We start from the raw sequence: 23,455 nt of genomic DNA on the forward strand, positions 1-23,455 counted from the left end.
GCTTTTACCGTAGAGATAACCGCATGACGCAGACAAGCCCCCGGCCCCTTTCATGAACCCGTTTATCCTGGCCGCCGCCTGGATGAGCGGTGCAATCCTGTCCTTTTCTTCCATGGCCGTGGCCGGCCGGCATCTGTCCGAGCGGTTCGATACGTTCGAAATCATGATGTATCGTAGCTTTGTCGGCATCCTCATCGTTCTGTCGCTCGCCTATCTCACCGGCACCTGGCGGGAAATCCGGCGCCGTGATCTGCGCACCCATGGGCTGCGCAACCTGGCGCATTTCGCGGGCCAGAACCTGTGGTTCTACGCACTCACGCTCATCCCGCTGGCGCAGGTTTTCGCGCTCGAATTCACCTCGCCGATCTGGGTTGTGCTGCTCTCGCCCCTGGTCCTGGGCGAACGTCTCACGCCAATCCGGCTTCTGTCGGCGCTGATCGGCTTCTGTGGCATCCTGATCGTCGCCCGCCCCAGCCCAGAAAGTTTCGATGTCGGCATCCTTTTCGCTGCGGCCTCGGCGATCTGCTTTGCCATGACAACGATGCTGACAAAACGGCTGACGCGCACCGAAACCGTGACCTGCATTCTGTTCTATCTAACAGTGATGCAGGCTTTTTTTGGGGTGGTCGCGGCCGGGTATGACATGGATATCGCACTGCCCCAGACGGCTGATCTGCCCTGGCTCGGGCTTGTCGGCTGCGCCGGGTTGCTCGCGCATTACTGCATTGCCAAGGCCCTCTCGATGGCCCCGGCGACCGTGGTCATGCCGATCGATTTCATCCGTCTGCCGGTGATCGCCGTCGTCGGTATGCTGTTTTACAGCGAACCGCTCGACTGGTTCGTGCTTCTGGGCGCGCTGGTCATCTTCGGCGCCAATTACCTCAATATCTGGACCGAGTCGCGCGCGCTCAGAAAACCCGCATGATCCGGGTGGCGCGGCCCCGGCCAACAGGCTAAGCCCGGCCGCATGGCACCGCAGAAAACCCTCTCGCCCATGGCATGGGCCCTTTTGCTGACACTGGCGCTGATCTGGGGCGGCATTTTTCCCGCGGGCAAGACCATGCTGCACGAGGTCGGCCCGGTCACCATCGTCGCCTATCGTACTCTGGGCGGTGCGCTCCTGATGTGGGCCGTGGTGCTGCTGCGCGGCGTCGTCATTCCCGGCAGCGCGCGCATCTGGATCGGTTTTTCGGTCATGGGCCTCATCAACAACGTGCTTCCATTCTCGCTGATCTTCTGGGGGCAGCAGCATATCGAGGCGGGCCTCGCCTCGATCCTCAACAGTGCCACGGCCATTTTCGGCGTGCTGACGGCGGCGATCTTCTTCGCCGACGAACGCCTGACCGCGCGCAAGCTGATCGGCGTGGTGCTCGGTTTTGCCGGGGTCGCCACCGCCATGGGCCTGGAACACCTGCAGGAATTCAACATCCGCAGTCTGGCGCAGTTGGCCCTGATCGGTGCCACGATCTGTTATGCGCTGGCCAGCGTCTGGGGCCGCAAGATGCTGCACGATGTGCCGCCCACATTGTCCGCTGCCGGCATGCTGACGTTTTCGGCGCTGATCTCGGTGCCCGGGGCCTGGATCCTTGAAGGCGCGCCGCGCTTCGATCTCAGCGCGCTCACCTTCGGCCTGCTGGCCTATACGGCCTTTCTGGGCACCGGGGTGGCCTTTCTGCTCTACTACCGGGTTCTGGCGCTGGCCGGGGCCGGCAACCTGCTTCTGGTCACGCTCATGGTCTCGCCCGTGGCGATCCTTCTCAGCACCGTCTTCCTGGGTGAACGGCTCGCGCCCAATGCCTATGCGGGCTTTGCGCTTCTGGCGCTTGGCCTGGCGATCCTTGACGGGCGCATCCTGCGCCTCCTGCGCATAAGGGTTTGACCGCGCGCGCCTCGCGATTTACCAAGCGCCAAAGGCACTTGAAGGATCGCCCCATGCTCTATGCATCGCCCGAGGACTGGCTTGGTGCCCCGCACAAGCGGGTGCTGTTTTTCGGAATGTCGGGGCTGGGCAAGACCCATGTGTCGAACATGTTGCGCGATGCCGGCGACTGGTTCCACTACTCGATCGATTACCGCATCGGCACCCGTTACATGGGCGAATTCATCGCCGACAACGCCAAGCGCGAGGCGATGAAAAACCCCTTCCTGCGCGATCTGCTGATGTCGGATTCGATCTATATCGGCTCGAACATCACCTTCAACAACCTCGCCCCGGTCTCGACCTACCTGGGCAAACCGGGCGATCCGGCCAAGGGCGGGCTCAGCTATTCCGAATATACCCGCCGGCAGGATCAGTTCCGCACCGCCGAAATTGCCGCTCTGAACGACACGCCCTATTTCATCACTCGCGCCGAACAGCTTTACGGTTATCCGCATTTCATCTGCGATACCGGGGGCTCGATCTGCGAATGGGTCGATGCAGATGATCCTGCCGATCCGCTGATGACCACGCTGTCGCAACACACGCTGATGGTCTGGATCAAGGGCAGCGAGGCACATACCGAAGAGCTGATCCGCCGCTTCGACAAGGCGCCGAAGCCGATGGCCTATCAGCCTGAATTCCTCGACCGGATGTGGCATGCCTACCTTGAGGAGAATGGCTGCGCCGAGGCCGAGGTCGATCCCGATGCCTTTATCCGCTGGACCTATGCCAAGGCGCTGGCGCATCGCCAGCCGCGTTACGAGGCGATGGCGGAATGGGGCGTCACCGTTCTGGCCGATGATGTGGCGAAGGTGAGAACCGAGACCGATTTCAACGCCATGATCGCCGCCGCGCTTGAGAAACGCTGAGACAGCGTTTATCTGCCTGTCTTCACTCGCCAAGGACCCCGACCGATGCCGATCAAGTTGCCTTCCGACCTTCCCGCCTTCCACGTGCTCACGCGCGAGGGTGTGCAGGTCATGGACGAAGACGCCGCATCGCGCCAGGATATCCGCCCGCTGCGCATCGGGCTTCTGAACCTGATGCCGAAGAAGATTCAGACCGAGAACCAGTTCGCCCGACTGATCGGTGCCACGCCCCTGCAGATCGAGCTCAGCCTCATCCGCATGAGCGAGCATCAGACCAGGAACACCGCGGCCGAGCATATGGAAAGCTTCTACCGCCCCTTCTCGGATGTGCGGGAGACCGGCGAGAAATTCGATGGCCTGATCATCACCGGCGCCCCGATCGAGCACCTGCCCTTCGAGGACGTCACCTATTGGGATGAGCTGTGTGCAGTGTTCGACTGGACCCAGACGAACGTGCATTCCACCTTCGGCGTGTGCTGGGGCGGCATGGCGATGGCAAACTATTTCCACGGTGTCGAAAAACACATGCTGCCGCACAAGCTTTTTGGCTGCTACCGCCATTCCAACCTGGCGCCGCAAAGCGCCTACCTGCGCGGGTTTTCCGACGATCTGGTCATGCCCGTCAGCCGCTGGACCGAGATGCGCCGCGAAGAGATGGAGGCGCAGGGCCTCGCCGTGCTGCTGCATTCCGAAGAGGTCGGTCCGGCGCTGGTGGAAGACCGGGCGCGCCGTGCGCTCTATATCTTCAACCATCTGGAATATGACAGCGATACCCTGAACGAGGAATACCAGCGCGATCTTGCCAACGTGCAGGTCGAAGGCGCCGAGATCCAGATCCCGGTGAACTATTTTCCCGATAACGACCCCGCGCTGACGCCCCAGAACCGATGGCGCAGCCATGCCCACCTGCTCTATGGCAACTGGATTTCCGAGATCTACGAAACCACGCCCTATGACATCTCGAAGATCGGGCTGGAGAGCACCGACCTGCGGGGATAATCTGCCATGAAACTGGCCATCGTGATCCTGCTGGTACTGGCCTGTTTTGCCGCTTACGTGGTTTGGAAGGCCCGCGCCCACGAAACCCGCGCCGAGGCGCAATATCCCCCTGAAGGGCAGATCCTGAAGGTGGATGGCCACGACGTGCATGCGGTCGTCATGGGCGATGGCCCGGATCTTGTGCTGATTCACGGCTCGTCCGGCAACACTCGGGATTTCACCCACACGCTGGCGCCGAAACTGGCCGAACGCTACCGCGTCATCGTCTTCGATCGGCCCGGGCTGGGATACACAGAACGGATAAACACCACCGGCGCCACGATCACGCAGCAGGCTCGCCTATTGTCGCGCGCGGCCACACAGCTGGGTGCCGAGGCTCCCATCGTGCTGGGCCAGTCCTATGGTGGCGCGGTGGCTCTGGCCTGGGCGGTGCACGAGGCCGATAATCTTTCGGCGCTTGTGCTGCTCTCGGCCGCGTCTCAGCCATGGACAACCGGGCTTGGCTGGTTCTACGAGATCACCTCGCACCCGGTTCTCGGGCCTCTGGTCATCCCGCTTCTGACCGCCTTTGTCGACGACAAGCGTGTCACGACCGAACTCGACGCGATCTTCCACCCGCAGGAGCCGCCCAGCGGCTATAATACGCATATCGGGGCGGGCCTGACATTGCGGCGGCATTCGTTGCGCGCCAACGCGTTGCAGCGTGCCAACCTACTGGATGAGATCACGGCACTCAAACCGCATTACCCGGGCATCTCGGTCCCGGTCGAAAGCCTGCACGGCACAGCCGATCGCACCGTGGGCCTGGAAATCCATGCCGAACCGCTCGCCGAACAGATACCGGGCGCCAATCTCGTCCGGCTCGACGGGGTCGGCCACATGCCCCAACACGTGGCGCAGGATGCCGTCTATACTGCCGTCGACCGCGCGGCGCGACGGGCCGGGCTTTTGCCATGATGCGACAAATTTCCCCGCTTGGGTCAAACTCTCGCCGCGTTCTTCTGGTCTGATCCCTGAAAAGAGCAGACCCGGAGGATTGGCCAATGTCCTACGACGCCATCAAAGAGACGCTGTTACATCCGTTCACGCTTTTCTTCGACCCGTCACAGCGGTTGTCGATCCTCTACCTGTTCACCGCGCTCATCGTCGCGCTGGCCGTCTACCGCGTCCGCACCGGCAGCTTCAAAGGCCTGGTCGCCTGGCTCTTGCCGAAGGAGGTGCTGTTGCACCCGTCGTCCAAGGCCGACTACGTGATGTTCTTCATCAACAAATCCGTGGTCGCCGCGATCTATGCGTCGATCATCATCCAGTCGCAGTTCTGGTTCGACCTGGTCACCAATTGGCTGGGCAAACCCGAAACTGTCGAAGCGTCGCTGGGGGTCACCATCCTGACCACGATCCTGGTCGCAATGGCGCTCGATGCGGCGCTCTGGTTCGGCCACTACCTCTTTCACAAGGTCCCCTTCCTGTGGGAGTTCCACAAGGTGCATCATTCAGCCGAAGTGATGACCCCGTTGACCGCCGCGCGCATGCACCCGTTCGAGGAAGTGATCGAATCCATCATGGGCGGCATCGCGGTGGGCGTGACCGCGGCTCTCATCGATCAGGCCTTCGGCCAAGGGGCGGTCATGCTCAACATCTTCGGGATCAATGTGGTACTGGCGCTCTTCTTCGTCGCCGCTTTCAACCTGCGCCACAGCCATGTCTGGGTGCGCTACCCGGTCTGGCTTCAACACATCTTCGTCTGCCCCGCCCAGCACCAGATCCACCATTCCAAGGCGCGCCAGCACTGGGACAAGAACATGGGCTTCATCTTTGGCCTGTGGGACTGGGCCGCCGGAACGCTTTACGCGCCCCGGGGATATGAAAAGCTCGAATACGGGCTTGGCAATGGTGAAGACGGCACCTGGAACAGCGCGACAACGCTTTACTTCCGCCCCTTCCTAAACGCCTACCGGCTGTTTGCGAGCGGCTGGCGGAATGCCTTTTTCAACCCCGAGAAATCCGCTACGCATGAGGGACCCAAGCAAGAGGACCCTCAAGGTGAGCAAAACCCAGCCGTTTGAGATACCGTTCGACGGTGCGATTAGCCGGTTTTTCGAGGACGAGGCCCCTGCCGATATCCGCAACGCCATCAAGCGCGCCGAAAAAGGCGATATCCTGAACCCGGACTATCCCCACTCCGAGCGGATGCCGCGGAAGGCCTATGAAAAAGAACTGGCCGCGCTTCAGATCGAGCTGGTCAAACTGCAATTCTGGGCCAGGCAAAGCGGCGCCCGCATCGCCGTCGTGTTCGAGGGGCGCGATGCCGCCGGCAAGGGCGGCACGATCAAGCGCTTCCGCGAAAACCTGAACCCGCGCGGCGCGCGCGTCGTGGCCTTGTCGAAGCCCACCGACAAGGAAGCCACGCAATGGTATTTCCAGCGCTACATCGATCACCTGCCCTCGGGCGGAGAAATCGTGTTCTTCGACCGCAGCTGGTACAATCGCGGTGTGGTCGAAAAGGTGTTCGGCTTTTGCACCGGTGACCAGCGCGAACACTTCTTCACCCAGGTGCCCGAGTTCGAATCCATGCTGGTCGATGAAGGCATCCTGCTCTTCAAGATCTGGCTCAATGTCGGCCGTGGCGAACAGCTAAGACGGTTTCTCCAGCGGGAGAACGATCCGCTGAAGCATTGGAAGCTCAGCTGGATCGACGTGGAAGGCCTGAAAAAGTGGAACGCGTATTCCAATGCGATCCAGGAAACCTTCGCCCGCTCGCACACCGATCACGCGCCCTGGACGATTGTCCGTTCCGATGACAAGCGCCGCGCCCGGATCAACGCCATCCGCGCGGTACTGAGCGGGATCGACTATGATCACAAGGATCCCAGGGGGCTGGGTCGGGTCGATACGGCCATCTGCGGCGGACCCGATATCTGGGATGCGTAAACGCGGTTATCACCACGGCAACCTGCGCCAGGCCCTGGTCGACGCTGCCCTGCAGTTGATCGAGGCCAAGGGCCCGACGGGCTTTACCCTGTCGGAGGCCGCGAAACAGGCCGGTGTTACGCCTGCTGCCGTCTACCGGCATTTCGAAGGGCGCGAGGATCTGATCGCCGAGGCCGCGCGGCAGGGCTACGAGATTTTCGCCGACGTGATGCAATACGCCTATGACAAGGGTCAGCCTTCCGCCCTCGCCGCATTCGAGGCGACCGGGCGTGCCTACCTCGCCTTCGCGCGGAAATATCCCGGTCACTATATCGCGATGTTCGAAAGCGGCATTTCGGTCAACCGTACGCCCGAACTGGCCGCCGTGGTGCGTCGGGCGTGGGACGTGCTGGAAAATGCCGCTGCTGATCTCAGCCAGCATATTCCCCCCGACAGGCGCCCACCGGCGGCGATGTTCTCGGCGCATATCTGGGCCCTGTCCCACGGCGTGGTCGAGCTTTTCGCGCGCAATTCACCCGGAAAGCAGTCCCCCTTCTCGCCCGAGGACCTGCTGGAAAGCGGTATCGGCGTGTATCTCAGGGGGTTGGGGCTGATCGGGCCGGACGACTGAAAGAAAGCCGGCCGATAGTCGAACCCGAATTGCAGAAACGCCCCCCTACCCGGCGGGCATTGCCACTAGTGCATAGCGTTTCGCGCGTTGAACAGGATGGCCTGGTTCTGGGTGCCGTCGATGGCGAACCGCGGCCCCACCGGCACGGCATCCAGGTCCAGCCGGCGCAGCCAGCGCGCGTAGATGCTTGGCACGATTCCGATGATGCTGTTCGCGCCGTGTTGGACAGCGGTCCGGATCATCGTGCCAACAAGAATTCGTTGGATTTCGGGTCGCCTGCTGGCGTTGACAGAGTCGGTAATGAAAACCCGCGTCGCCTCCCACACTGTCGGATCGACCGGGGCTTCGAAAAACAGCACATCACGCGGGATGTTCTCAAGAAGCCCCAACTGGGCATCGCGTAGCATGTAGCTGTGCAACCCGACCTTGGCCGTGGTCGGACTCAGGCGGATACCGGCAAGAATTTCACCATATTCATGCACGACAACCATCTGGCTCAGCGGATTGTCGTACTGGTCAAACTCCATCCCGTCGGCTTGCGGCAGGTTCCATCCCAGCTGATCGATGAACACCCTTTTTCGGGTCTTCATGTAATTCACGAACAGCTCTCCATACTGATGCATGGAGCCGAACGACATGGTCGTGGCGCGCACCGAGCGATTCCTTTCGGCCGCAGCCGACAGGTCGATTCTTCTGAGTTTCGCCGGTTGCACACCTACCTTATTCCGGCCTGCCTGAGGTTCATTGCTCGGCGACAAATCCGGAAATACAACACTCGCACGCGATCCCGACGATGGGACTCGCTGGTGTTTCATAACCTGCCTAGTTCTTGTTGTTCGTTACAGCGTTAAGAAACCAACGAATACGCCACATTGTCCACAATTTTTCGCCTTAAACGCGCCATGGTTGCATCAAGCGCGCGCGGGCATGGCCAAACTGCAACAGTTTGGCGCCACGCGTTACCATCCATTTTGAGATCGGGTCTTCAGAGAGTGGCATGCGCCGGCGTGTGCGGCCCCCGCCTACTGGGCCGCTGGAAGCAGTTCCTGCAAATCGCGATCTGCTGACGGGCGCGATGCAAGCCGGTCATCCGAACACACATCCAGGGCGATGAAAAAGGTCGATCCGTTTCCCAGCTCGCTCTCATAGTCGATTACGCCGCCATGCTTGTCGATGATCTGTTTGCTGATGCTCATGCCAAGCCCGGATCCACCCTTGCGGCGTTGATCCGACGAATCCACCTGGGTGAAATGGCCAAAGACCTTGTGGCGCGAATTCTGCGGAATCCCAATTCCGTCGTCGCGCACGCAGATGCGCACCTTGCCATCGGACACTTCCGACCAGACTTCGACCATGCCGGACTCGTTGGAAAACTTGACTGCGTTCGAAAGAAGGTTTGTGACGACCTGCATAAGGCGGCGCTCATCTCCCAGTACGTGCTCGTCCCCGGAGGCTCCGCGAAACAGAAGTTGGACGCCGTGCTTCTCGGCAAACCCCCGGTTGACCTCCAGTGCCTCTTCCAGAAGTGCGGCCACATGAACGGGCTGGAACGTGTCAAAGCCCGAATCCGCTTCCATCCTCTGCACGTCGAGCACATCGTTGATCAGGTGTTCCAGTCTCACGCTGTTGCGTCCGGCAATCTCCAGTATCTTGCGTTGTTGCTCAGGCACAGGGCCGAGGGCGCCGCTGTTTATCAGGTCTATCGCGCCCTTGATCGACGTCAGCGGCGTTCGCAGTTCATGGCTGACGGTCGAAACGAAATTCGATTTGACCTCATAGGCCTCTTTCACGCGCTTGTGTTCGCGCTCCAGTCGCTTCATGCTTTTGAGGTTCTCACGATACATGTCCAGAAGAACGCGGCTGACATCGATGATGAAATACAACACGAAAATGATGGTGAAGAAGTTCAACCAGATCTGGCTATCGATAGGCGGCGCAAAGCGCACGACATCGATCAGGGCGATGGTGACGAAGGACACGCCATAGACAAGCTCGCGGATCAGGAGCGCGGCAAAGATCTGGTGATTGTTCATCGCCGCAAAGAGCGCGGCCGCCAGAAGGAAAAAGAGCGGCGGGAAATGCCCACCGGGTTGCTGCTGTATGGCGAAGGTGATGACGAAACTGCTGATCGCAAATGCGCTCAGCGTCGTGCTGACGAGGATCTGGCGCTGCACCTTCTGCAGGTTCGGCACCGCTCCCGTCTTCCACTTGTCAACGGTGCCGGCAATCCGGATATCCAGAAGCTCCGTCGCGATCACCGAAAGATAGCACATCAACCCGACCATCGGGTCGAGGTAGAAAGCCGTCAGAAGGAACACGGCAAAGAAAATCCCCTGCCTTTGCCAAAGCAGGCCTCGGATCGCCGCGACATAGTCTTCGATCTGCTTGCGAGATGTCGCGAACAAATACCGCTTCAACCGGCTCAGCCGGATCGCGATACCATTTTTGGACAACACACCGGGCACTCTGCCATCGTCACTTTTGTTTCAGCATCGCGCCGAACAGTTCGCGATAGACCTGCGTGTCACAGGCCCGCCATTCCGACAGGCGTGTCTGGCTTTCGGCCGGACGATGCGACGGTGCCGGGACCAGTTTCTTCTCGCCGCGCAGCTTCTCAAGATTGGGCGTCTCGACCGTCATCATCGCATCGCGCAACAGTCCCGCTGCGGTGCCATGCGGCGTTTCCTCGAGTTCGACATGCTTCGAAACGATGACGGAGGGACGAATCCGTCCGATCTGCATTTCGGACAGTTCGGTATTGATCCGCAAGCCAAGGTCCGACGTGTTCGAGATCCGTGTTCCATATTCGAGGCACAGGAAAATACCGCGGCCCTGGTAGGAGATCAGGCTGCCGTTTTCCTCGGTCGCGCCCGAGATGCAGTCGGCGATCTTGCCCATGACCTTGACGAATTCCGGGCCGGACACAGCCTTGTGTATGAAGTATGCGTTGGACACCTTCACCGCGAAGGCGCTTGTATACTTCGCTTTCGAGCGCAGCATCTGGCGCACGTAATTCTCGAAACGCTGTGCGCCCAAGACGCGATCAATCCCTTCAAGCTCGACCGCCGCATCGAATTTCACGGTTTTCGCAACGACCGGTTCCGGCGTCGACGGTTTGACGTCGCTGTCCATGGTTTCTGCCGTCGGCATCAGGCGGGCCCGGAACAGTCGGTGGGCATGCCCCACCCGCGTGCGCAGGTCTTCGAAGTTGAACGGCTTGGTCACGTAGTCCGTCGCGCCAAGCTTGAAGGCGCGTTCGACATAGTCGATGTCGGACATGGCCGTCAGCATGATGATCGGGACATGGCGGTACAGCGACTTGCGCCGGATTTCGGCGCAGACGTCGATCCCGTTCAGTTCCGGCATCTGAATATCAAGCAGAATGCAGTCGAATATCGGGCCATCCGCCTTAATCAGGCGCAAAGCCTGTGCTCCGGACTCTGCGGTTGTGACCTTGTAATTGCCCAGCGATTCGAGCGCTGTGCTCAAAAGCTCCAGAATACTGGGCTCATCATCCACGATGAGCAGACGTACGACATCCTTGTCCATGTTCGTTGACCTCACAACGCATTTTCTTTTCTTGGCGAGGCACTATTTACGCACATTCACCTGCATAGGTTGATTGCCTAGCTCGCGAATGTGGCGAAATGATGCGCGGAACGCGGCATTTTTTCTGGATGTTCATAATTCTGCGAATGTCCGGGCCTTTGACGACCGAATTGACGCCAATGCGCACCACTTTTGCGCCTTGTCAGTTGCCAAAGAAAAAGGCCACCCAGGAGGGCGGCCTTTGACAGAGATATGTCCGTGCGGATCAGCGCTTGGAGAACTGGAAGCTCCGGCGCGCCTTGCGCTTACCGTATTTCTTCCGTTCCACAACGCGGCTGTCGCGGGTCAGGAAGCCGGCAGCCTTGAGGGCGCCACGCAGGCTCGGATCGTAAAGCTGAAGCGCTTTCGAGATGCCATGCTTGACCGCACCGGCCTGGCCCGAGAGGCCACCGCCCTTGACGGTTGCCATCACGTCGAACTGGTCTTCCACACCGGCCACGCTGAACGGCTGGCGCAGGATCATCTGCAGCACGGGACGGGCAAAATACTTGTCCATCTCCTTGCCGTTCACGGTCACCTTGCCCGAACCGGGCTTGATCCAGACGCGGGCCACCGCGTCCTTCCGCTTGCCGGTGGCATAGGAACGGCCCAGCTCGTCGCGGACGGGCTCACGCGGGGTTTCGACCTCGGTTGCCACGGGCGCTTCGGTGCCTTCGGCGACCTGGCCCAGCTCTTCGAGCGAGTTCACTTGATCGGTCATCTCTCTCAGCTCCGCGTGTTTTTCTTGTTCATGGATTTCACATCCAGCACTTCGGGGTTCTGGGCCTCGTGCGGATGCTCGGCGCCGGCATAGACGCGAAGGTTGGTCATCTGCTTGCGGCTCAGGCGGTTGCCCGGCAGCATGCGCTTGACGGCCTGCGTGACCAGGCGCTCGGGATGCGCCCCTTCCAGGATCTGGCCCGCGGTGCGGTTCTTGATCCCGCCGGGATAGCCGGTGTGCCAGTAGTGCACCTTGTCAGTGCGTTTCTTACCCGTCAGCTGCACCTTGTCGGCGTTGATGACGATGACGTTGTCGCCCATGTCCATGTGCGGGGTAAAGCTTGCTTTGTGCTTACCGCGCAGACGCATGGCGACGATCGATGCAAGACGGCCCAGAACAACGCCCTCGGCGTCGATCAGGATCCATTTCTTGTCGATATCTGCAGGCGTTGCAGTAAAGGTTTTCATCTGTGAAACCCCATTATCGTGGTTTTCGGTTGATCGCATATGCGCCGCTTGCACGGCCACGCGCGTGATGGGCGGGTTATATCCGTGGAAAATCCCCAGTCAAGCGGATAAAGGTTAGAAAATAGGAGCAAAAACAAAAGCTTATAATTATGGTATTATTTTACCCCATCATCCACGCCGATTTTCACGCCACATGATCAGGGCCCCTGCCCCCACGATCAGCAGAACACCCGGGAACAAGGTTTCCACCGGCGCTTCGCCGAAAACGAGCCAGCCGAAGAAAAACGCGCTCAGAATCCCGAAATAGCCGAATGGCGCAAGGATCGACGGCGCCGCGCTGCGATAGGCCAGCATCATGAACAGAACACCAGTACCGCCGAGGATCCCCATGACAAAGATCAATCCCGCATCGAACAGGCTTTGCAACTGGCTGAATTCGGTTGTGAACGCGGCCAGTATAATCGCGCCGACCGCGGCCGAGGCCGAGGAGTAGAGATACAGAAGCCCGTTGGACACCTCGGGCCCGAAAAACCGCACCGTCACCATCGACAGCGCATAGCAGAACGCAGCGCCCACCGGGAATAGCGCGGCAAGCGTGAACGTCTCCGATCCGGGCCGCAGGATCAGAACCACCCCCAGAAACCCGATCAGAAGCGCGCCGATGCGCCAGGGGCCAACGCGCTCGCGCAGCAGAAGGATCGACAGCAGCACCACGAACATCGCGTTGGTCTGGCCCAGCGTTGCCACCGTGGCCAGTTCCAGCTTGCCCAGCGCAGTGTAGAAAAAGAGCTGCGCCAGCGCCACGGCAAACCCGCGCCCGACCGCCAGCGGCCAGTTCTCAATTTTCAGTGACGAGCCGCGCAGACGCAGCTCGCCCGTCCAGATCAGCAACGCGAGCGATGGCACGATCCCCAGAATATTGCGATAGGCCGACAGCTCGGGCGCGGCGTAACGCGCCGACAGGATGCGCACCAGAAGGCTCATCATGTCGAAGCAGAGGATCGCCAGTAAAAGCAGCCCGATCGCTTTTAGCGCCTGGCGTAACTCGCTTTGCTCATGGCCTTCAATCTGCATTGCTGAACTCCTGTCTTCATCAATACCGATTGCCTCGAAACGGCAAGCCGACGCGCCGCAATTGATCTCGAAACCGACGCAACGGAACTTTGTGGCCAAAAACTTGTGCCGAGGCGCATGTTTCTTCTTGATCGACTCGCTCCGCCCCCCTAAATGCCCCCTCACTTTCGGAACCGATCCCAACTTCGAGTTGTCTTCGGGGGGGCGCTAAGGGACCGACTGGAACGCACTACTGGATTGAAAGGGGAGCGCCATGACGGACGCCAGCCTCTTCCAACTGGGGTACGGTCTGGAGACAGGCGCCCAAGAGGAAGATACCGCCCGCGGTTTCGAAGCCGCGAACGATGACCAACCGATTGCCCGTGATATCTTTGACGAGACACGCGACGACCATTTCATTCGCCGCGATGGCACCGTGTTCGCCGGCACCCATCTCATCATCGAGGTGGTCAACGGCACCGGGCTGGACGACGAAGCCCGCATCCAGCAGGCCTTTCGCGACTGTGTCGATACCTGCGGCGCCACGCTTCTGCATATCCACACGCACAAGTTCAGCCCCCAGGGCGTCAGCGGCGTGGCGGTGCTGGCCGAAAGCCATATCTCCGTGCACACCTGGCCCGAGATTGGCTACGGCGCCTTCGATGTCTTCATGTGCGGTGACGCGCGCCCCTGGCTGGCCGTCGATGTGCTCAAGGCCGCGTTCGACACCGCGGATGTGCGTGTGAAAGAGCTCAAGCGCGGCGAAGGCGTGGTCAGCGAAGCCGGAGTGGCGGCATGAGCGAGTGGTCGACCGAAACCCTGCATGCCGATTACGCGCAGTCCCTGCGCATCGAGCGGCTGCTCTATGACAGCGAGACCGAGCATCAACGCCTCAGGGTCTTCGAAAACCCGACCTTCGGTCGCGTGCTCACTCTAGACGATGTCGTACAGACGACGGAAGGCGACAATGCCATCTATCACGAAATGCTGACCCATGTGCCGATCCTGGCGCATGGGGCGGTCCGCCGTGTCTGCATCGTCGGCGGCGGCGATGGCGGCATGGCCCGCGAAGTGCTGAAACATGCCGGCATCCAACATGTCACCATGGTCGAGATCGACGCGGGCGTGGTTGAGTTCTCGAAACAGTACCTGCCGAACCTGTCGCAGGGGGCTTTCGACGATCCGCGGCTGGAACTCGTCATCGCCGATGGCGCGGAGTTCATGAAAGCCACCGACGGCGGGTTCGACGTCGTCATCGTCGATTCCACCGATCCCGTCGGTCCTGGCGAAGTGTTGTTTACCGATACGTTCTACGGCCACGCCAAACGCGCGCTGGCCGAAGGCGGCATTCTTGTCACGCAGAACGGCGTGCCCTTCCTGCAAGGCGACGAACTGGCCAACACCATGCGTGCTTTCAAGGCGCTCTTCGCGGATGCCACCTGCTATCTCGCCACCATTCCCACCTATGCCGGCGGGCCGATGGCGTTCGGCTGGGGCACCGATGGCGATGCGCGCGCAACGCCGCTCGACGTGCTTGCGGGCCGGTTCAGCGCCTCGGGGCTCAGCCCCTTCTACTACACACCGGCCGTGCACCAGGCGGCTTTCGCCCTGCCCGGTTATGTCCAGCGGCTGATCCCCTAGGCCCGCGCCGCTCTTTCATCTTGCCTTGAAATATCCCGGGGAGCGCGAGGGGCTGGCCCCTCGCTCCGCGCTCTCAGCCTTTCGGTGGGATCGAATAGGTCAGCGATGCCCGCGCCACCGGCGCGTCCATCCCGTCGGAAAACAGCAACGCCTCGCCCACGGCCAGCACACGGCCCAGCTTCAGCAGCCGGCACCTGGCGATCAGGTCGACCCCCGCCTGCGGTTTGCGCATGAAGTCGATCGAGGCATTGGTGGTGACGGCCAGCGCCTTGCGCCCCACCATCGCCAGCGTGATGGCGTAGACCGCGCAATCAGCCAGCGAAAACATGCTCGGCCCCGACACGGTCCCGCCCGGTCGCAGATGCCGGTCCGCCACCTTAAGGCGCATATCCACTTCCATGTCGGCCAGCCGGTCGACGGCAAAATCGTTTTTGACTTGCGGAAAGACTTCTTCAAGGTAGTCCATCAACTCGTCTGCATTCATCTGTAGCGGCATGTCTTCCCTCCTTGCGCCTGCGCGCATAGAGTTGCCGCCAAAGACAGGAGAGAACAAGATGGCATTGCTGGAACGTAACGACACTGGCGGGATCGCCCGCCTTCACCTCAATGACCCGGGCAAGCTCAACGCCCTTTCCGACGAGATGCTGGCCGCGCTGCAGTCGCAGTTCGACGCGCTCAAAGAAGATACCTCCATCCGCGCCGTCGTGCTCTCGGGCGAGGGCAAGGCGTTCTGCGCGGGCCATGACCTCAAGCAGATGCAGCAGGGCCGCCAGGCCGAGGATGGCGGTAAGGCCTATTTCAAGGATCTCTTCGACCGCTGCACCCAGATGATGCTGAGCATCCGTAGCCTGCCGCAACCGGTTATCGCCATGCCGCATGGTATCGCCACCGCCGCGGGCTGCCAGCTTGTCGCCTCCTGCGACATGGCTGTCGCCGCCGAAGGCACGCGATTTGGCGTCAATGGTGTGAATATCGGGCTCTTCTGCTCCACGCCCATGGTCGCGCTCAGCCGCAACGTGCCGCGCAAGCAGGCCTTCGAAATGCTGACCACGGGCGAATTCATCGACACCGATCGCGCGCTGGCCATCGGTCTCATCAATCGTGTCGCATCCCCCGAGGCGCTCGAGGCGGAAACGATGGCACTCGCCGAGACCGTCGCCTCGAAACTGTCCGCGGCGGTCAAGATCGGCAAACGTGCCTTCTATGACCAGATCGAAATGACGCTCGATCAGGCCTACGCCTATGCTGGTGACGTGATGGTCGAAAACATGCTCTACCGCGACACCGAGGAAGGCATCGCCGCCTTCATCGAAAAACGCCCGCCGGACTGGCAGCAATGACACCTCAAAGCCGGAAGGCTGAATGACGCTTTTCGGCTTTTCCCTCGTCATCTTCGCGGCCGTCTGCCACGCGACATGGAATTTCCTGGTCAAGCGGATCAACGCGGGTCCGGAACTCGTTTTCCTGTTCTCGGCCATGTCGACGCTGGTATACCTGCCGCTGGCGCTCTGGTATGGACGCTCGCTCGCCACGTTCGAACCGATCCATTACCTGTTTCTTTTCGGCACGGCGCTTCTGCACACAGGCTATTTCGTCATGTTGCAGACGGGCTATCGCCACGGCGATCTGTCTCTTGTCTATCCCACCGCGCGGTCCACCGGCCCGATGCTGTCGGTCACCTTCGCCATCCTCGTTCTGGGCGAGGCCGCCTCGTGGCAGGCGATTGCCGGCGGTGTGCTGATCATCTTCGGCGTGCTGATGCTGGGCGGCGGGCTCAAGGCGCGCAAGGGCGACGGCACACTGCGCTCGATCGGGTTCGGCCTTGTGGTGGGCTGTTTCATCGGCGCCTATACGGTGTGGGATGCCTATGCCGTGGCGCATCTGATGATCGCACCGGTGCTGATGGACTGGTTTTCCAATCTCGGCCGCACCCTGATCATGACACCTGTTGCCCTGCGCCGGCGCGCAGCGCTGCGCCTTTTGTGGCAGAACCACTGGCTCGAGGCGCTGCTCGTCGGGATCATCTCGCCCCTGGCCTATATCCTCGTGCTCTACGCCATGACCTTCACACCGGTGCTCTACGTCGCACCGCTGCGGGAAACCTCGGTTCTGCTCGCGGTGTTGCTCGGCTCCTGGCTCCTGCACGAGGGCGATCTGCCCCGGCGGCTCAAGTGGGCGACGGTGATCGTCGGCGGAGTGGCGCTGCTGGCGACCGGCTAGTCCAGCCGCAAACTGTCCCGTTCGGCCAGATAGGGCAACCGTGCCTGCGCCGCCGCCACCCGTGCCGGGTCCAGGTCGGCGATCAGCATCTGCTCGCCTGCCCCCGCGCGCGCCAGTTCCTCGCCATCCGGCGCCGCGACAAAGCTTTCGCCAAGATAACGTAACCCGCCTTCTTCGCCGCAATGGTTGGCATAGGCCAGAAAGACCCCGTTTTCGAAGGCGCGCGCCGGCACCATCTGCCGGGAGACCCAACCCCAGTTGTCTGACAGGGCCGTCGGAACCAGGATTACCTGCGCCCCCTGCGCCGCAACATGCCGCGCGGGTTCGACGAACTCGATGTCATAACAGACGAGCGAGGCAAAGCGCATTCCGCCCAGATCGAAGAGCGCACAGCCCGCGCCGGGGGAATAATAGTCGCGCTCGGGCCCGGGCGGGATCGCCAGCTTGCGCTGATGAACCAGCCTCGCGCCGTCCGGTCCGTAGCATTGCACGGCATTGTAGATGCGGCCCTGGTCCGTTTCGGCAAAGCCGCAATGCACCGCGATGCCATGCGTCCGTGCCATGTCCGACAGGGTTCGGGCGATTGCCCCATCGGCGGGTTCGGCCCGGTCGGCGATACGCTTACCGATATTGTATCCTGTTGCGAACAGTTCCGGACAAAGCGCCAGGTCGGCGCCCCGCTTTGCGGCCTTTGCCAACCGTCCCGACAACCAGACCAAACGCTCCGCAACGTCGGCCAGCGCGGCCGGTGCCTGCAAGACGGCCAATCGCACGCTCATTCTCTCAGTCCGCCCTCGCCGCTGTTACGTATCTTCGCCCCGCATATTCCACGTTTTCGTGGAAACAAACCGATGCCGAGCGGCAGAACTGTCCCGAAACCGGCAGCCGGGCACGATCGTTTCCATTTCGCAGCCCGATTTTTTCCACAATTGCCATTGTTCTGCCCCAATTCACTTTGGTAACCATGTCAGCAACCGAAAGCATGAGTGAAATGAATTCCATCATGCGCAAGTGGGTCACCGCCGGCATCCTGTCTCTCCAGGCCACTCTCTCTCAGGCCGCCGATCTTCCGAACCCGGTGACCCACTCGGCCTTCCCCGAGTTTGCCTTTTCGACCTTCCTTCTGGGCCGCGATCTTTTTTATGATCCCATCCTGTCGGGCAATCGCAACATCGCCTGCGCCACCTGCCACCATGCCGTGCTGGGTTCCGGCGATGGCACGGCGCTTGGCATCGGCGAAGGCGGTGTGGGGCTTGGCCCCAATCGCCACGCAGAGCCCGGCACCCCGGCCCGCGCCCATGTGCCTCGTAACGCGCCGGCCCTGTTCAACCTCGGGGCCTCGGAATTCACCACGCTGTTTCACGATGGCCGCGTCATGCGTGATCCCGCCGCGCGTATGGGTCATGCCATGCCCGAGGGCCGCGCGCTGGAACGCCCGGTGCCACTGACGCTTGCCGCGCAGGCCCTGCTTCCCATCCTGTCGCCGGAGGAAATGGCCGGTGCCCCCGGCGAAAACGACATTGCCGACGCCGTGGCGCGCGATGAAATCCGCGGCCTGAACGGTGCTTGGCAGATGCTGGCCGAACGGGTCGAGGCCGTGCCGGAATACCGCCGCCGCTTCAATGCGATCATCGGCCCGGACGAGCCGATTCACATCACTGACATTGCCACCGCGATTGCGGCCTTCATCTCGTACGAGTTCCGCTCGACCGACAGCCCGTTCGACGCCTGGCTGGCTGGCCGCAGGAACGCGCTGACCCCGCCGCAGCGTCGCGGGGCCGAGCTGTTTTACGGCAAGGCGCAGTGCAGCAGTTGCCATGCCGGGCCGTTCCAGACGGATCACGCCTTTCATGCCATCGGCATGCCGCAGATCGGTCCCGGCAAGGATTACGACGTGCCGGGGGCAGATCGTGGCCGGGCAGCGGTCACCGGGGATGACTCTGACGCCTATCACTTCCGCACGCCGTCTCTGCGCAATGTGGCGCTGACCGCGCCCTATGGCCATGCCGGGGTTTATGCCACGCTCGATCAGGTCATCCGCCATCATCTCGATCCATTGGCGGCCCTCGATCGGTTCGATCCGGCTTCGGTGCAGTTGCCCGCGCTGGACGGTCCGGGAATGGTGCCCGCCACCGGCTCCGACAAATCCGAGATCGAACGGATCAAGGCCGCTGCCGAAATCGACCTGCCGCCGCTTGCCGAGGCCGAAATCGACGCGCTGATAGCCTTTCTCGACGCGCTGACCGATCCCAATGCGGTGATCGGCCGGCTCGGCGCGCCCGGGAGCGTGCCCTCGGGCCTTCCCGTCGACCAGATGACATTGCACTGACCCTTTCCAAACCCGGTGCAATCGCCTACATCGCGCGGCATGACCGATACTCTTCATATCGTTGGTGGCGGGCTCGCCGGGGCCGAAGCTGCATGGCAGGCCGCCCGGATGGGCGTGCCCGTGGTAATCCATGAAATGCGCCCCCAGGTCGGCACCTTTGCCCACAAGACCGGTGATCTGGCCGAAATGGTCTGTTCTAACTCGTTCCGCTCGGATGACAGCGAACAGAACGCGGTGGGCCTGCTGCACTGGGAAATGCGCGCGGCCGACGGCCTGATTATGCAGATGGCCGACCGCCATCGTCTTCCCGCCGGTGGTGCCCTCGCCGTCGATCGTGACCCCTTCGCCCAGTCGGTCACCCGGGCGCTGCTCGATCATCCGCTTGTAACGCTGGAACCGGGTGAAATCACCGCCCTGCCCGAGGACGGCCGCTGGATCATCGCCACGGGTCCGCTCACGTCCTCGGCACTTGGCGCGGCAATCCAGGCCGAAACCGGGGCCGAACGCCTGGCCTTCTTCGACGCCATCGCGCCCATCGTCTATGCCGACAGCATCGACATGTCCGTGGCCTGGATGCAGTCGCGCTATGACAAGGGCGAAACCGAAGCCGAGCAGAAGGCCTATCTCAACTGCCCGATGACAAAGCCGCAATACGAGGCCTTCATCGACGCACTGCTGGCCGCCGACAAGACCGAGTTTCACGAGGGCGAGACCGCCAAGTACTTCGATGGCTGCCTGCCGATCGAGGTTATGGCCGAGCGAGGTCGCGAAACCCTGCGCCATGGCCCGATGAAGCCCGTTGGGCTGACCAACGCGCACAAGCCCGATGAAAAGCCCTATGCCGTGGTCCAGCTGCGCCGTGACAACGCGCTTGGCACGCTCTACAACATCGTCGGCTTCCAGACAAAGATGAAGTACGGCGCGCAAACGGATGTTTTCCGGATGATTCCCGGGCTTGAGAACGCCTCCTTTGCACGTCTTGGCGGCATCCATCGCAACACCTTCATCAATTCGCCGACGCTGCTGGATGATCGGATGAGGCTGAAATCACGGCCCAATATCCGCTTCGCCGGTCAGGTCACAGGGGTCGAAGGCTATGTTGAATCTGCCTCGATGGGCCTGCTGGCGGGCCGCATGGCCGCAAGCGAAATCCTCGGGCGTGATCTGCCCCCGCCGCCGCCCGAAACTGCTACCGGCGCGCTGATCACCCACATCACCGGCGGCGCCGAGGCCAAGACGTTTCAGCCGATGAACGTGAATTTCGGCCTCTTCCCGCCTGTTGACGGGCTCAAGGGCGGGCGGCGTGGCCGCAAGGATCGCTACAAGGCCTATACAGACCGGGCCAAAACCGCCTGGGCCGACTGGCTCGGCCAATCCGCTCTGGACGCGGCCTGAGCCCGGGCCTTATGCTCAGCCCATGAGCAAAGGATTTCTTGATCAGGCCTATCACGTGCCCGAAGGCGGCGATACGCGCAGGCTCTATTCCGAATGGGCCGAAACCTACGAGCGCGAGCTGAGCGACAACGGCTATGTCACACCACAACGCATCGCCGCCGCCCTGGCAAAATTCACCAAGGATCCGGCGGCGCCTCTCCTCGACTATGGTTGCGGTACAGGCATGTCCGGCGAGGCCCTGCGCGCAGCAGGCTTTTCCACGATAGACGGCGTCGATGTCACAGCGGAAATGCTCGACATCGCACGCGCCAAGAGTATCTATCGCACCATCACGATTGCCGATCCGGCCGAACCGGCCCCGGTCACGCCCGGCGCCTACCCGATGATTGCCGCGATCGGTGTGATCGGCATCGGCGCGGCGCCCCTGTCGCTGTTCGATGAATTGATGCACGCTTTGCCTAAGGGCGGGCTCTTCGCGCTTTCGTTCAACGATCACGCGCTTGAGCATCCCGAGTACGAAGCCAAGGTCAATGAATGGGTCGATAGCGCCGCCGCGCGTCTCTTGATGCGCGAATACGGGCCGCATATCCCCGGAAAAAACCTCAACGCTAACGTTTACGTACTTGAAAAAGCGTGACTTTCAGAACCCGTTTCGCCCCATCCCCGACCGGCCCGCTGCATCTCGGCCATGCCTTCTCGGCGCTGTTGGCCTATGATCTGGCACAGGCTTCGGATGGCGAGTTTCTGCTCCGGATCGAGGATATCGACCAGTCCCGTTCCCGTACGCTGTGGGAAGATCAGATATACGACGATCTCAGCTGGCTCGGCCTGAAATGGCCCGCGCCCGTCTTGCGCCAATCCGACAGGCAAGGCGTCTACCGCGCGGCACTCGCGCATCTGTGGTCGCGCGGCCTGCTCTATCCCTGCACCTGCAACCGGCGCGACATCGCCGCCGCGACCAGCGCGCCGCAAGAGGGGGGTGAACCGCTGATCGGTCCCGATGGCATCGTCTATCCCGGCACATGCCGGCCCGCGCACCCGCCCACCGGTTCCCTGCCCGACGCGGCACTGCGCCTCGACATGGCGCGCGCCGTCGCACTGCTGCAGGCCCAACCGCTGCGCCCGCCCCTTGCATTCGTCGAAGCCGGTGCCGGTCCCGAGGGTGAAACCGGTCTTGTGAGCATCGAGCCCGACTGGCTTATCACCCATGTCGGCGACGTGGTGCTGGCGCGGCGAGACATGGGAGGTTCCTATCATCTCTCGGTGGTGCTGGACGACGCCGATCAGGGCATCACCCACGTGGTGCGCGGACAGGACCTGTTCAGCGCCACGGCCATTCACGTGGTGTTGCAACGCCTGCTGCAACTGCCCACGCCGATCTATCATCACCACCGGTTGATCCGCGATGAAACGGGCAAACGGCTGGCCAAACGCGATGATGCCCGGGCGATTTCAACCTACCGCGGCGAAGGCAAAACCCCGCAGGACATCCGCACCATGGTCGGGCTTTAACCCTCCATCGGCGCCATGATCTCCACCTCGTCGCCCTCACGGACAGCAGTATAGAAACAGCTGCGCCGGTTCGTGTGACAGGCCGGCCCAGTCTGCCGCACCAGAACCAGCAGGCAATCGCGGTCACAATCCACCCGCAACTCCACCAGTTCCTGCAGATGACCGCTCGATTCTCCTTTCACCCAGAAGGACTGCCGCGAGCGGCTCCAATAGGTGACCCGCCCGCTCTCCAGCGTCCGGCGTACTGCCTCGGCGTTCATCCACGCCATCATAAGCACCTCGCCACTCTCGGCCTCCTGGGCGATGGCCGGGATCAACCCCTTGTCATCGAATTTCAGGCTTTCGGCGTCAAAGCTCATTCCTGCCCCCTTTGCATCTCCGGCCATGGGGTCTATCTATGGCATAACTCCGCGGAAGGAAAAGCCATGAGCGACACAGACCTCATCAAGCTCTATTCCGAGCGCATTCTTGCGCTTGCCGCGGATATTCCGCATCTCGCCAGGCTGGATGCACCCGATGCCACGGTCAAACGTCGCGCGCCTCTCTGCGGCTCCACCGTGACGGTGGATATCAAGGTCAAGGATGGAAAGATCGTCGACTACGGCCAGGACGTGAAGGCCTGCGCTCTTGGCCAGGCCGCGGCCAGCGTCGTCGGTGCCAACATCATCGGCCGCACCCGGGACGAGGTCGAAGCCGCGCGCGACGCCCTGCGCGACATGTTGAAGAACGATGGCCCCACGCCGCCGGCGCCGTTCGACGGGCTTGAAGTGCTGCGCCCGGCGCGTGACTACAAGAACCGCCACGCCTCCATCCTTCTCACGCTCGAAGCGACCGCCGAGGCTTTCGAGCAAGCCGCCCAAAGCAACTGCGCATAAAAAAACCGCCGCGCTTGGAAACCCAAGGCGGCGGTCAGGTGCGTGATCCCGTCTGACCCTGTCAGAAATTCGGGGCGGTTGAGGCAGGCCCCTCAGGACATTTGGGACAGGCAGTGTCAGTCTCGGCGCGATTGGGACAGGAAGGGCGCCGCCGACAGGGCCTTTGGATCACGTGGCAGAAACTTGAAATCGGGTCAGGCAAGCCCCGGCAGATGCAGCCCGGCAATCAGCAGAACCATCAATGACACCGCGCCGATCGCATCTTTCCAGATGGTGTCCTGGCTGCGTTCAACGACGGCTTTGATCTGGCTGAACATGTCGGTC

At 61.7% G+C, this 23,455-nt stretch carries 27 protein-coding genes; 17 read left to right on the top strand and 10 right to left on the bottom strand.

The window, feature by feature from the left end:
* The first annotated feature begins 52 nt into the window (after positions 1–52).
* The 8 genes from E0501_RS06760 to E0501_RS06795 all read left to right on the top strand — a co-directional run bounded on the left by E0501_RS06760 (position 53) and on the right by E0501_RS06795 (position 7,330).
* The gene (locus E0501_RS06760) at positions 53–925 is read left to right on the top strand and encodes a DMT family transporter (RefSeq protein ID WP_137700548.1); all 873 of its coding nucleotides are present in this window, start codon (positions 53–55) and stop codon (positions 923–925) included.
* A 69-nt stretch (positions 926–994) separates the two neighbouring features.
* Entirely contained in the window at positions 995–1,879 is an 885-nt protein-coding gene (locus E0501_RS06765) for a DMT family transporter (RefSeq protein WP_235857754.1), read from the top strand.
* Positions 1,880–1,932: 53 nt separating this feature from the next.
* The gene (locus tag E0501_RS06770) at positions 1,933–2,790 is read left to right on the top strand and encodes an ATPase (protein ID WP_137700550.1); all 858 of its coding nucleotides are present in this window, start codon (positions 1,933–1,935) and stop codon (positions 2,788–2,790) included.
* Positions 2,791–2,835: 45 nt separating this feature from the next.
* Positions 2,836–3,789, top strand: coding sequence for a homoserine O-succinyltransferase (locus E0501_RS06775; RefSeq protein WP_137700551.1), 954 nt, complete (start codon positions 2,836–2,838; stop codon positions 3,787–3,789).
* A 6-nt stretch (positions 3,790–3,795) separates the two neighbouring features.
* Entirely contained in the window at positions 3,796–4,746 is a 951-nt protein-coding gene (locus E0501_RS06780) for an alpha/beta fold hydrolase (protein WP_137700552.1), read from the top strand.
* An 86-nt stretch (positions 4,747–4,832) separates the two neighbouring features.
* Positions 4,833–5,855 (top strand): sterol desaturase family protein, encoded by a 1,023-nt coding sequence (locus E0501_RS06785; RefSeq protein WP_137700553.1) that lies wholly within the window; start codon positions 4,833–4,835, stop codon positions 5,853–5,855.
* Positions 5,833–6,720, top strand: a complete 888-nt coding sequence (gene ppk2, locus E0501_RS06790) for a polyphosphate kinase 2 (RefSeq protein ID WP_235857755.1) — start codon at positions 5,833–5,835, stop codon at positions 6,718–6,720. The genes E0501_RS06785 and ppk2 overlap by 23 nt, the downstream gene beginning before the upstream one ends.
* A complete protein-coding gene (locus tag E0501_RS06795) occupies positions 6,713–7,330 on the top strand; it encodes a TetR/AcrR family transcriptional regulator (RefSeq protein ID WP_137700555.1) in 618 nt (205 codons plus the stop codon). Before ppk2 ends, E0501_RS06795 begins: the two co-directional genes overlap by 8 nt.
* A gap of 65 nt (positions 7,331–7,395) precedes the next feature.
* Here the strand turns inward: E0501_RS06795 and E0501_RS06800 are convergent, their stop codons facing one another.
* From E0501_RS06800 to E0501_RS06825, 6 genes are all read right to left on the bottom strand, one after another.
* Complete coding sequence (locus E0501_RS06800; RefSeq protein ID WP_235857756.1) at positions 7,396–7,983, bottom strand: acyl-homoserine-lactone synthase; 588 nt, start codon at positions 7,981–7,983, stop codon at positions 7,396–7,398.
* A gap of 369 nt (positions 7,984–8,352) precedes the next feature.
* A complete protein-coding gene (locus tag E0501_RS06805; RefSeq protein WP_205123456.1) occupies positions 8,353–9,783 on the bottom strand; it encodes a sensor histidine kinase in 1,431 nt (476 codons plus the stop codon).
* Positions 9,784–9,805: 22 nt separating this feature from the next.
* Entirely contained in the window at positions 9,806–10,879 is a 1,074-nt protein-coding gene (locus tag E0501_RS06810) for a response regulator (RefSeq protein ID WP_137700558.1), read from the bottom strand.
* A 265-nt stretch (positions 10,880–11,144) separates the two neighbouring features.
* Positions 11,145–11,639, bottom strand: a complete 495-nt coding sequence (gene rpsI / locus E0501_RS06815; RefSeq protein ID WP_137700559.1) for a 30S ribosomal protein S9 — start codon at positions 11,637–11,639, stop codon at positions 11,145–11,147.
* Positions 11,640–11,644: 5 nt separating this feature from the next.
* Positions 11,645–12,106, bottom strand: coding sequence for a 50S ribosomal protein L13 (gene rplM, locus E0501_RS06820; protein ID WP_137700560.1), 462 nt, complete (start codon positions 12,104–12,106; stop codon positions 11,645–11,647).
* Between the two features lie 168 nt (positions 12,107–12,274).
* Positions 12,275–13,180: a DMT family transporter gene (locus E0501_RS06825; RefSeq protein ID WP_137700561.1), complete on the bottom strand. Its 906-nt coding sequence runs from the start codon at positions 13,178–13,180 to the stop codon at positions 12,275–12,277.
* Between the two features lie 253 nt (positions 13,181–13,433).
* Here E0501_RS06825 and speD point away from each other — a divergent pair, with 253 nt between their 5' ends.
* A complete protein-coding gene (speD, locus tag E0501_RS06830) occupies positions 13,434–13,958 on the top strand; it encodes an adenosylmethionine decarboxylase (protein WP_137700562.1) in 525 nt (174 codons plus the stop codon).
* On the top strand, positions 13,955–14,800 hold the full coding sequence (gene speE, locus E0501_RS06835) for a polyamine aminopropyltransferase (protein ID WP_137700563.1): 846 nt from the start codon (positions 13,955–13,957) through the stop codon (positions 14,798–14,800). Before speD ends, speE begins: the two co-directional genes overlap by 4 nt.
* Positions 14,801–14,873: 73 nt before the next feature.
* On the opposite strand, the gene E0501_RS06840 is transcribed toward speE, so the two are convergent.
* Positions 14,874–15,296 (bottom strand): PaaI family thioesterase, encoded by a 423-nt coding sequence (locus E0501_RS06840; protein WP_137700564.1) that lies wholly within the window; start codon positions 15,294–15,296, stop codon positions 14,874–14,876.
* A 58-nt stretch (positions 15,297–15,354) separates the two neighbouring features.
* On the opposite strand from E0501_RS06840, the gene E0501_RS06845 reads away from it, so the two are divergent.
* On the top strand, positions 15,355–16,140 hold the full coding sequence (locus E0501_RS06845; RefSeq protein ID WP_137700565.1) for an enoyl-CoA hydratase: 786 nt from the start codon (positions 15,355–15,357) through the stop codon (positions 16,138–16,140).
* Positions 16,141–16,162: 22 nt separating this feature from the next.
* A complete protein-coding gene (locus E0501_RS06850) occupies positions 16,163–17,020 on the top strand; it encodes a DMT family transporter (protein WP_137700566.1) in 858 nt (285 codons plus the stop codon).
* Here the strand turns inward: E0501_RS06850 and E0501_RS06855 are convergent.
* Complete coding sequence (locus tag E0501_RS06855; RefSeq protein WP_137700567.1) at positions 17,017–17,799, bottom strand: carbon-nitrogen hydrolase family protein; 783 nt, start codon at positions 17,797–17,799, stop codon at positions 17,017–17,019. The two genes, E0501_RS06850 and E0501_RS06855, sit on opposite strands and share 4 nt — an antisense overlap.
* 185 nt (positions 17,800–17,984) lie before the next feature.
* On the opposite strand from E0501_RS06855, the gene E0501_RS06860 reads away from it, so the two are divergent.
* Genes E0501_RS06860 through gluQRS form a run of 4 tightly spaced genes read left to right on the top strand, consistent with a single transcriptional unit; the run spans position 17,985 to position 22,256 of the window.
* Positions 17,985–19,349 (top strand): cytochrome-c peroxidase, encoded by a 1,365-nt coding sequence (locus tag E0501_RS06860; RefSeq protein WP_235857757.1) that lies wholly within the window; start codon positions 17,985–17,987, stop codon positions 19,347–19,349.
* Positions 19,350–19,388: 39 nt separating this feature from the next.
* Positions 19,389–20,744 (top strand): methylenetetrahydrofolate--tRNA-(uracil(54)-C(5))-methyltransferase (FADH(2)-oxidizing) TrmFO, encoded by a 1,356-nt coding sequence (trmFO, locus tag E0501_RS06865; RefSeq protein ID WP_137700568.1) that lies wholly within the window; start codon positions 19,389–19,391, stop codon positions 20,742–20,744.
* A 22-nt stretch (positions 20,745–20,766) separates the two neighbouring features.
* Positions 20,767–21,381: a class I SAM-dependent DNA methyltransferase gene (locus E0501_RS06870; protein ID WP_137700569.1), complete on the top strand. Its 615-nt coding sequence runs from the start codon at positions 20,767–20,769 to the stop codon at positions 21,379–21,381.
* A complete protein-coding gene (gluQRS, locus tag E0501_RS06875) occupies positions 21,378–22,256 on the top strand; it encodes a tRNA glutamyl-Q(34) synthetase GluQRS (RefSeq protein WP_137700570.1) in 879 nt (292 codons plus the stop codon). The genes E0501_RS06870 and gluQRS overlap by 4 nt, the downstream gene beginning before the upstream one ends.
* Here gluQRS and hisI read toward each other — a convergent pair.
* Positions 22,253–22,615, bottom strand: a complete 363-nt coding sequence (hisI, locus tag E0501_RS06880) for a phosphoribosyl-AMP cyclohydrolase (protein WP_137700571.1) — start codon at positions 22,613–22,615, stop codon at positions 22,253–22,255. The two genes, gluQRS and hisI, sit on opposite strands and share 4 nt — an antisense overlap.
* 66 nt (positions 22,616–22,681) lie before the next feature.
* Between hisI and E0501_RS06885 the strand changes: the two genes are divergently transcribed.
* Complete coding sequence (locus E0501_RS06885; protein WP_137700572.1) at positions 22,682–23,131, top strand: iron-sulfur cluster assembly scaffold protein; 450 nt, start codon at positions 22,682–22,684, stop codon at positions 23,129–23,131.
* 194 nt (positions 23,132–23,325) lie between these two features.
* On the opposite strand, the gene E0501_RS21670 is transcribed toward E0501_RS06885, so the two are convergent.
* Positions 23,326–23,448 carry a hypothetical protein gene (locus E0501_RS21670; RefSeq protein ID WP_268888881.1) on the bottom strand — a complete coding sequence of 41 codons (123 nt, stop codon included), beginning with the start codon at positions 23,446–23,448 and terminating at the stop codon, positions 23,326–23,328.
* Positions 23,449–23,455 lie beyond the last annotated feature (7 nt).

Origin of the sequence: Marimonas lutisalis, from assembly GCF_005434965.1 — a bacterium.
Lineage (GTDB): Bacteria > Pseudomonadota > Alphaproteobacteria > Rhodobacterales > Rhodobacteraceae > Marimonas_A > Marimonas_A lutisalis.

What these genes read in the sequence shown, in the direction of transcription:
- E0501_RS06760 (WP_137700548.1), top strand. Translation starts at nt 53, where the DNA reads ATGAACCCGTTTATCCTGGCCGCCGCCTGGATGAGCGGTGCAATCCTG.
- E0501_RS06765 (WP_235857754.1), top strand. Translation starts at nt 995, where the DNA reads ATGGCATGGGCCCTTTTGCTGACACTGGCGCTGATCTGGGGCGGCATT.
- E0501_RS06770 (WP_137700550.1), top strand. Translation starts at nt 1,933, where the DNA reads ATGCTCTATGCATCGCCCGAGGACTGGCTTGGTGCCCCGCACAAGCGG.
- E0501_RS06775 (WP_137700551.1), top strand. Translation starts at nt 2,836, where the DNA reads ATGCCGATCAAGTTGCCTTCCGACCTTCCCGCCTTCCACGTGCTCACG.
- E0501_RS06780 (WP_137700552.1), top strand. Translation starts at nt 3,796, where the DNA reads ATGAAACTGGCCATCGTGATCCTGCTGGTACTGGCCTGTTTTGCCGCT.
- E0501_RS06785 (WP_137700553.1), top strand. Translation starts at nt 4,833, where the DNA reads ATGTCCTACGACGCCATCAAAGAGACGCTGTTACATCCGTTCACGCTT.
- E0501_RS06795 (WP_137700555.1), top strand. Translation starts at nt 6,713, where the DNA reads ATGCGTAAACGCGGTTATCACCACGGCAACCTGCGCCAGGCCCTGGTC.
- E0501_RS06810 (WP_137700558.1), bottom strand. Translation starts at nt 10,879, where the DNA reads ATGGACAAGGATGTCGTACGTCTGCTCATCGTGGATGATGAGCCCAGT.
- rpsI (WP_137700559.1), bottom strand. Translation starts at nt 11,639, where the DNA reads ATGACCGATCAAGTGAACTCGCTCGAAGAGCTGGGCCAGGTCGCCGAA.
- rplM (WP_137700560.1), bottom strand. Translation starts at nt 12,106, where the DNA reads ATGAAAACCTTTACTGCAACGCCTGCAGATATCGACAAGAAATGGATC.
- E0501_RS06825 (WP_137700561.1), bottom strand. Translation starts at nt 13,180, where the DNA reads ATGCAGATTGAAGGCCATGAGCAAAGCGAGTTACGCCAGGCGCTAAAA.
- speD (WP_137700562.1), top strand. Translation starts at nt 13,434, where the DNA reads ATGACGGACGCCAGCCTCTTCCAACTGGGGTACGGTCTGGAGACAGGC.
- speE (WP_137700563.1), top strand. Translation starts at nt 13,955, where the DNA reads ATGAGCGAGTGGTCGACCGAAACCCTGCATGCCGATTACGCGCAGTCC.
- E0501_RS06840 (WP_137700564.1), bottom strand. Translation starts at nt 15,296, where the DNA reads ATGCCGCTACAGATGAATGCAGACGAGTTGATGGACTACCTTGAAGAA.
- E0501_RS06845 (WP_137700565.1), top strand. Translation starts at nt 15,355, where the DNA reads ATGGCATTGCTGGAACGTAACGACACTGGCGGGATCGCCCGCCTTCAC.
- E0501_RS06850 (WP_137700566.1), top strand. Translation starts at nt 16,163, where the DNA reads ATGACGCTTTTCGGCTTTTCCCTCGTCATCTTCGCGGCCGTCTGCCAC.
- E0501_RS06855 (WP_137700567.1), bottom strand. Translation starts at nt 17,799, where the DNA reads ATGAGCGTGCGATTGGCCGTCTTGCAGGCACCGGCCGCGCTGGCCGAC.
- E0501_RS06860 (WP_235857757.1), top strand. Translation starts at nt 17,985, where the DNA reads ATGTCAGCAACCGAAAGCATGAGTGAAATGAATTCCATCATGCGCAAG.
- trmFO (WP_137700568.1), top strand. Translation starts at nt 19,389, where the DNA reads ATGACCGATACTCTTCATATCGTTGGTGGCGGGCTCGCCGGGGCCGAA.
- E0501_RS06870 (WP_137700569.1), top strand. Translation starts at nt 20,767, where the DNA reads ATGAGCAAAGGATTTCTTGATCAGGCCTATCACGTGCCCGAAGGCGGC.
- hisI (WP_137700571.1), bottom strand. Translation starts at nt 22,615, where the DNA reads ATGAGCTTTGACGCCGAAAGCCTGAAATTCGATGACAAGGGGTTGATC.
- E0501_RS06885 (WP_137700572.1), top strand. Translation starts at nt 22,682, where the DNA reads ATGAGCGACACAGACCTCATCAAGCTCTATTCCGAGCGCATTCTTGCG.
- E0501_RS21670 (WP_268888881.1), bottom strand. Translation starts at nt 23,448, where the DNA reads ATGTTCAGCCAGATCAAAGCCGTCGTTGAACGCAGCCAGGACACCATC.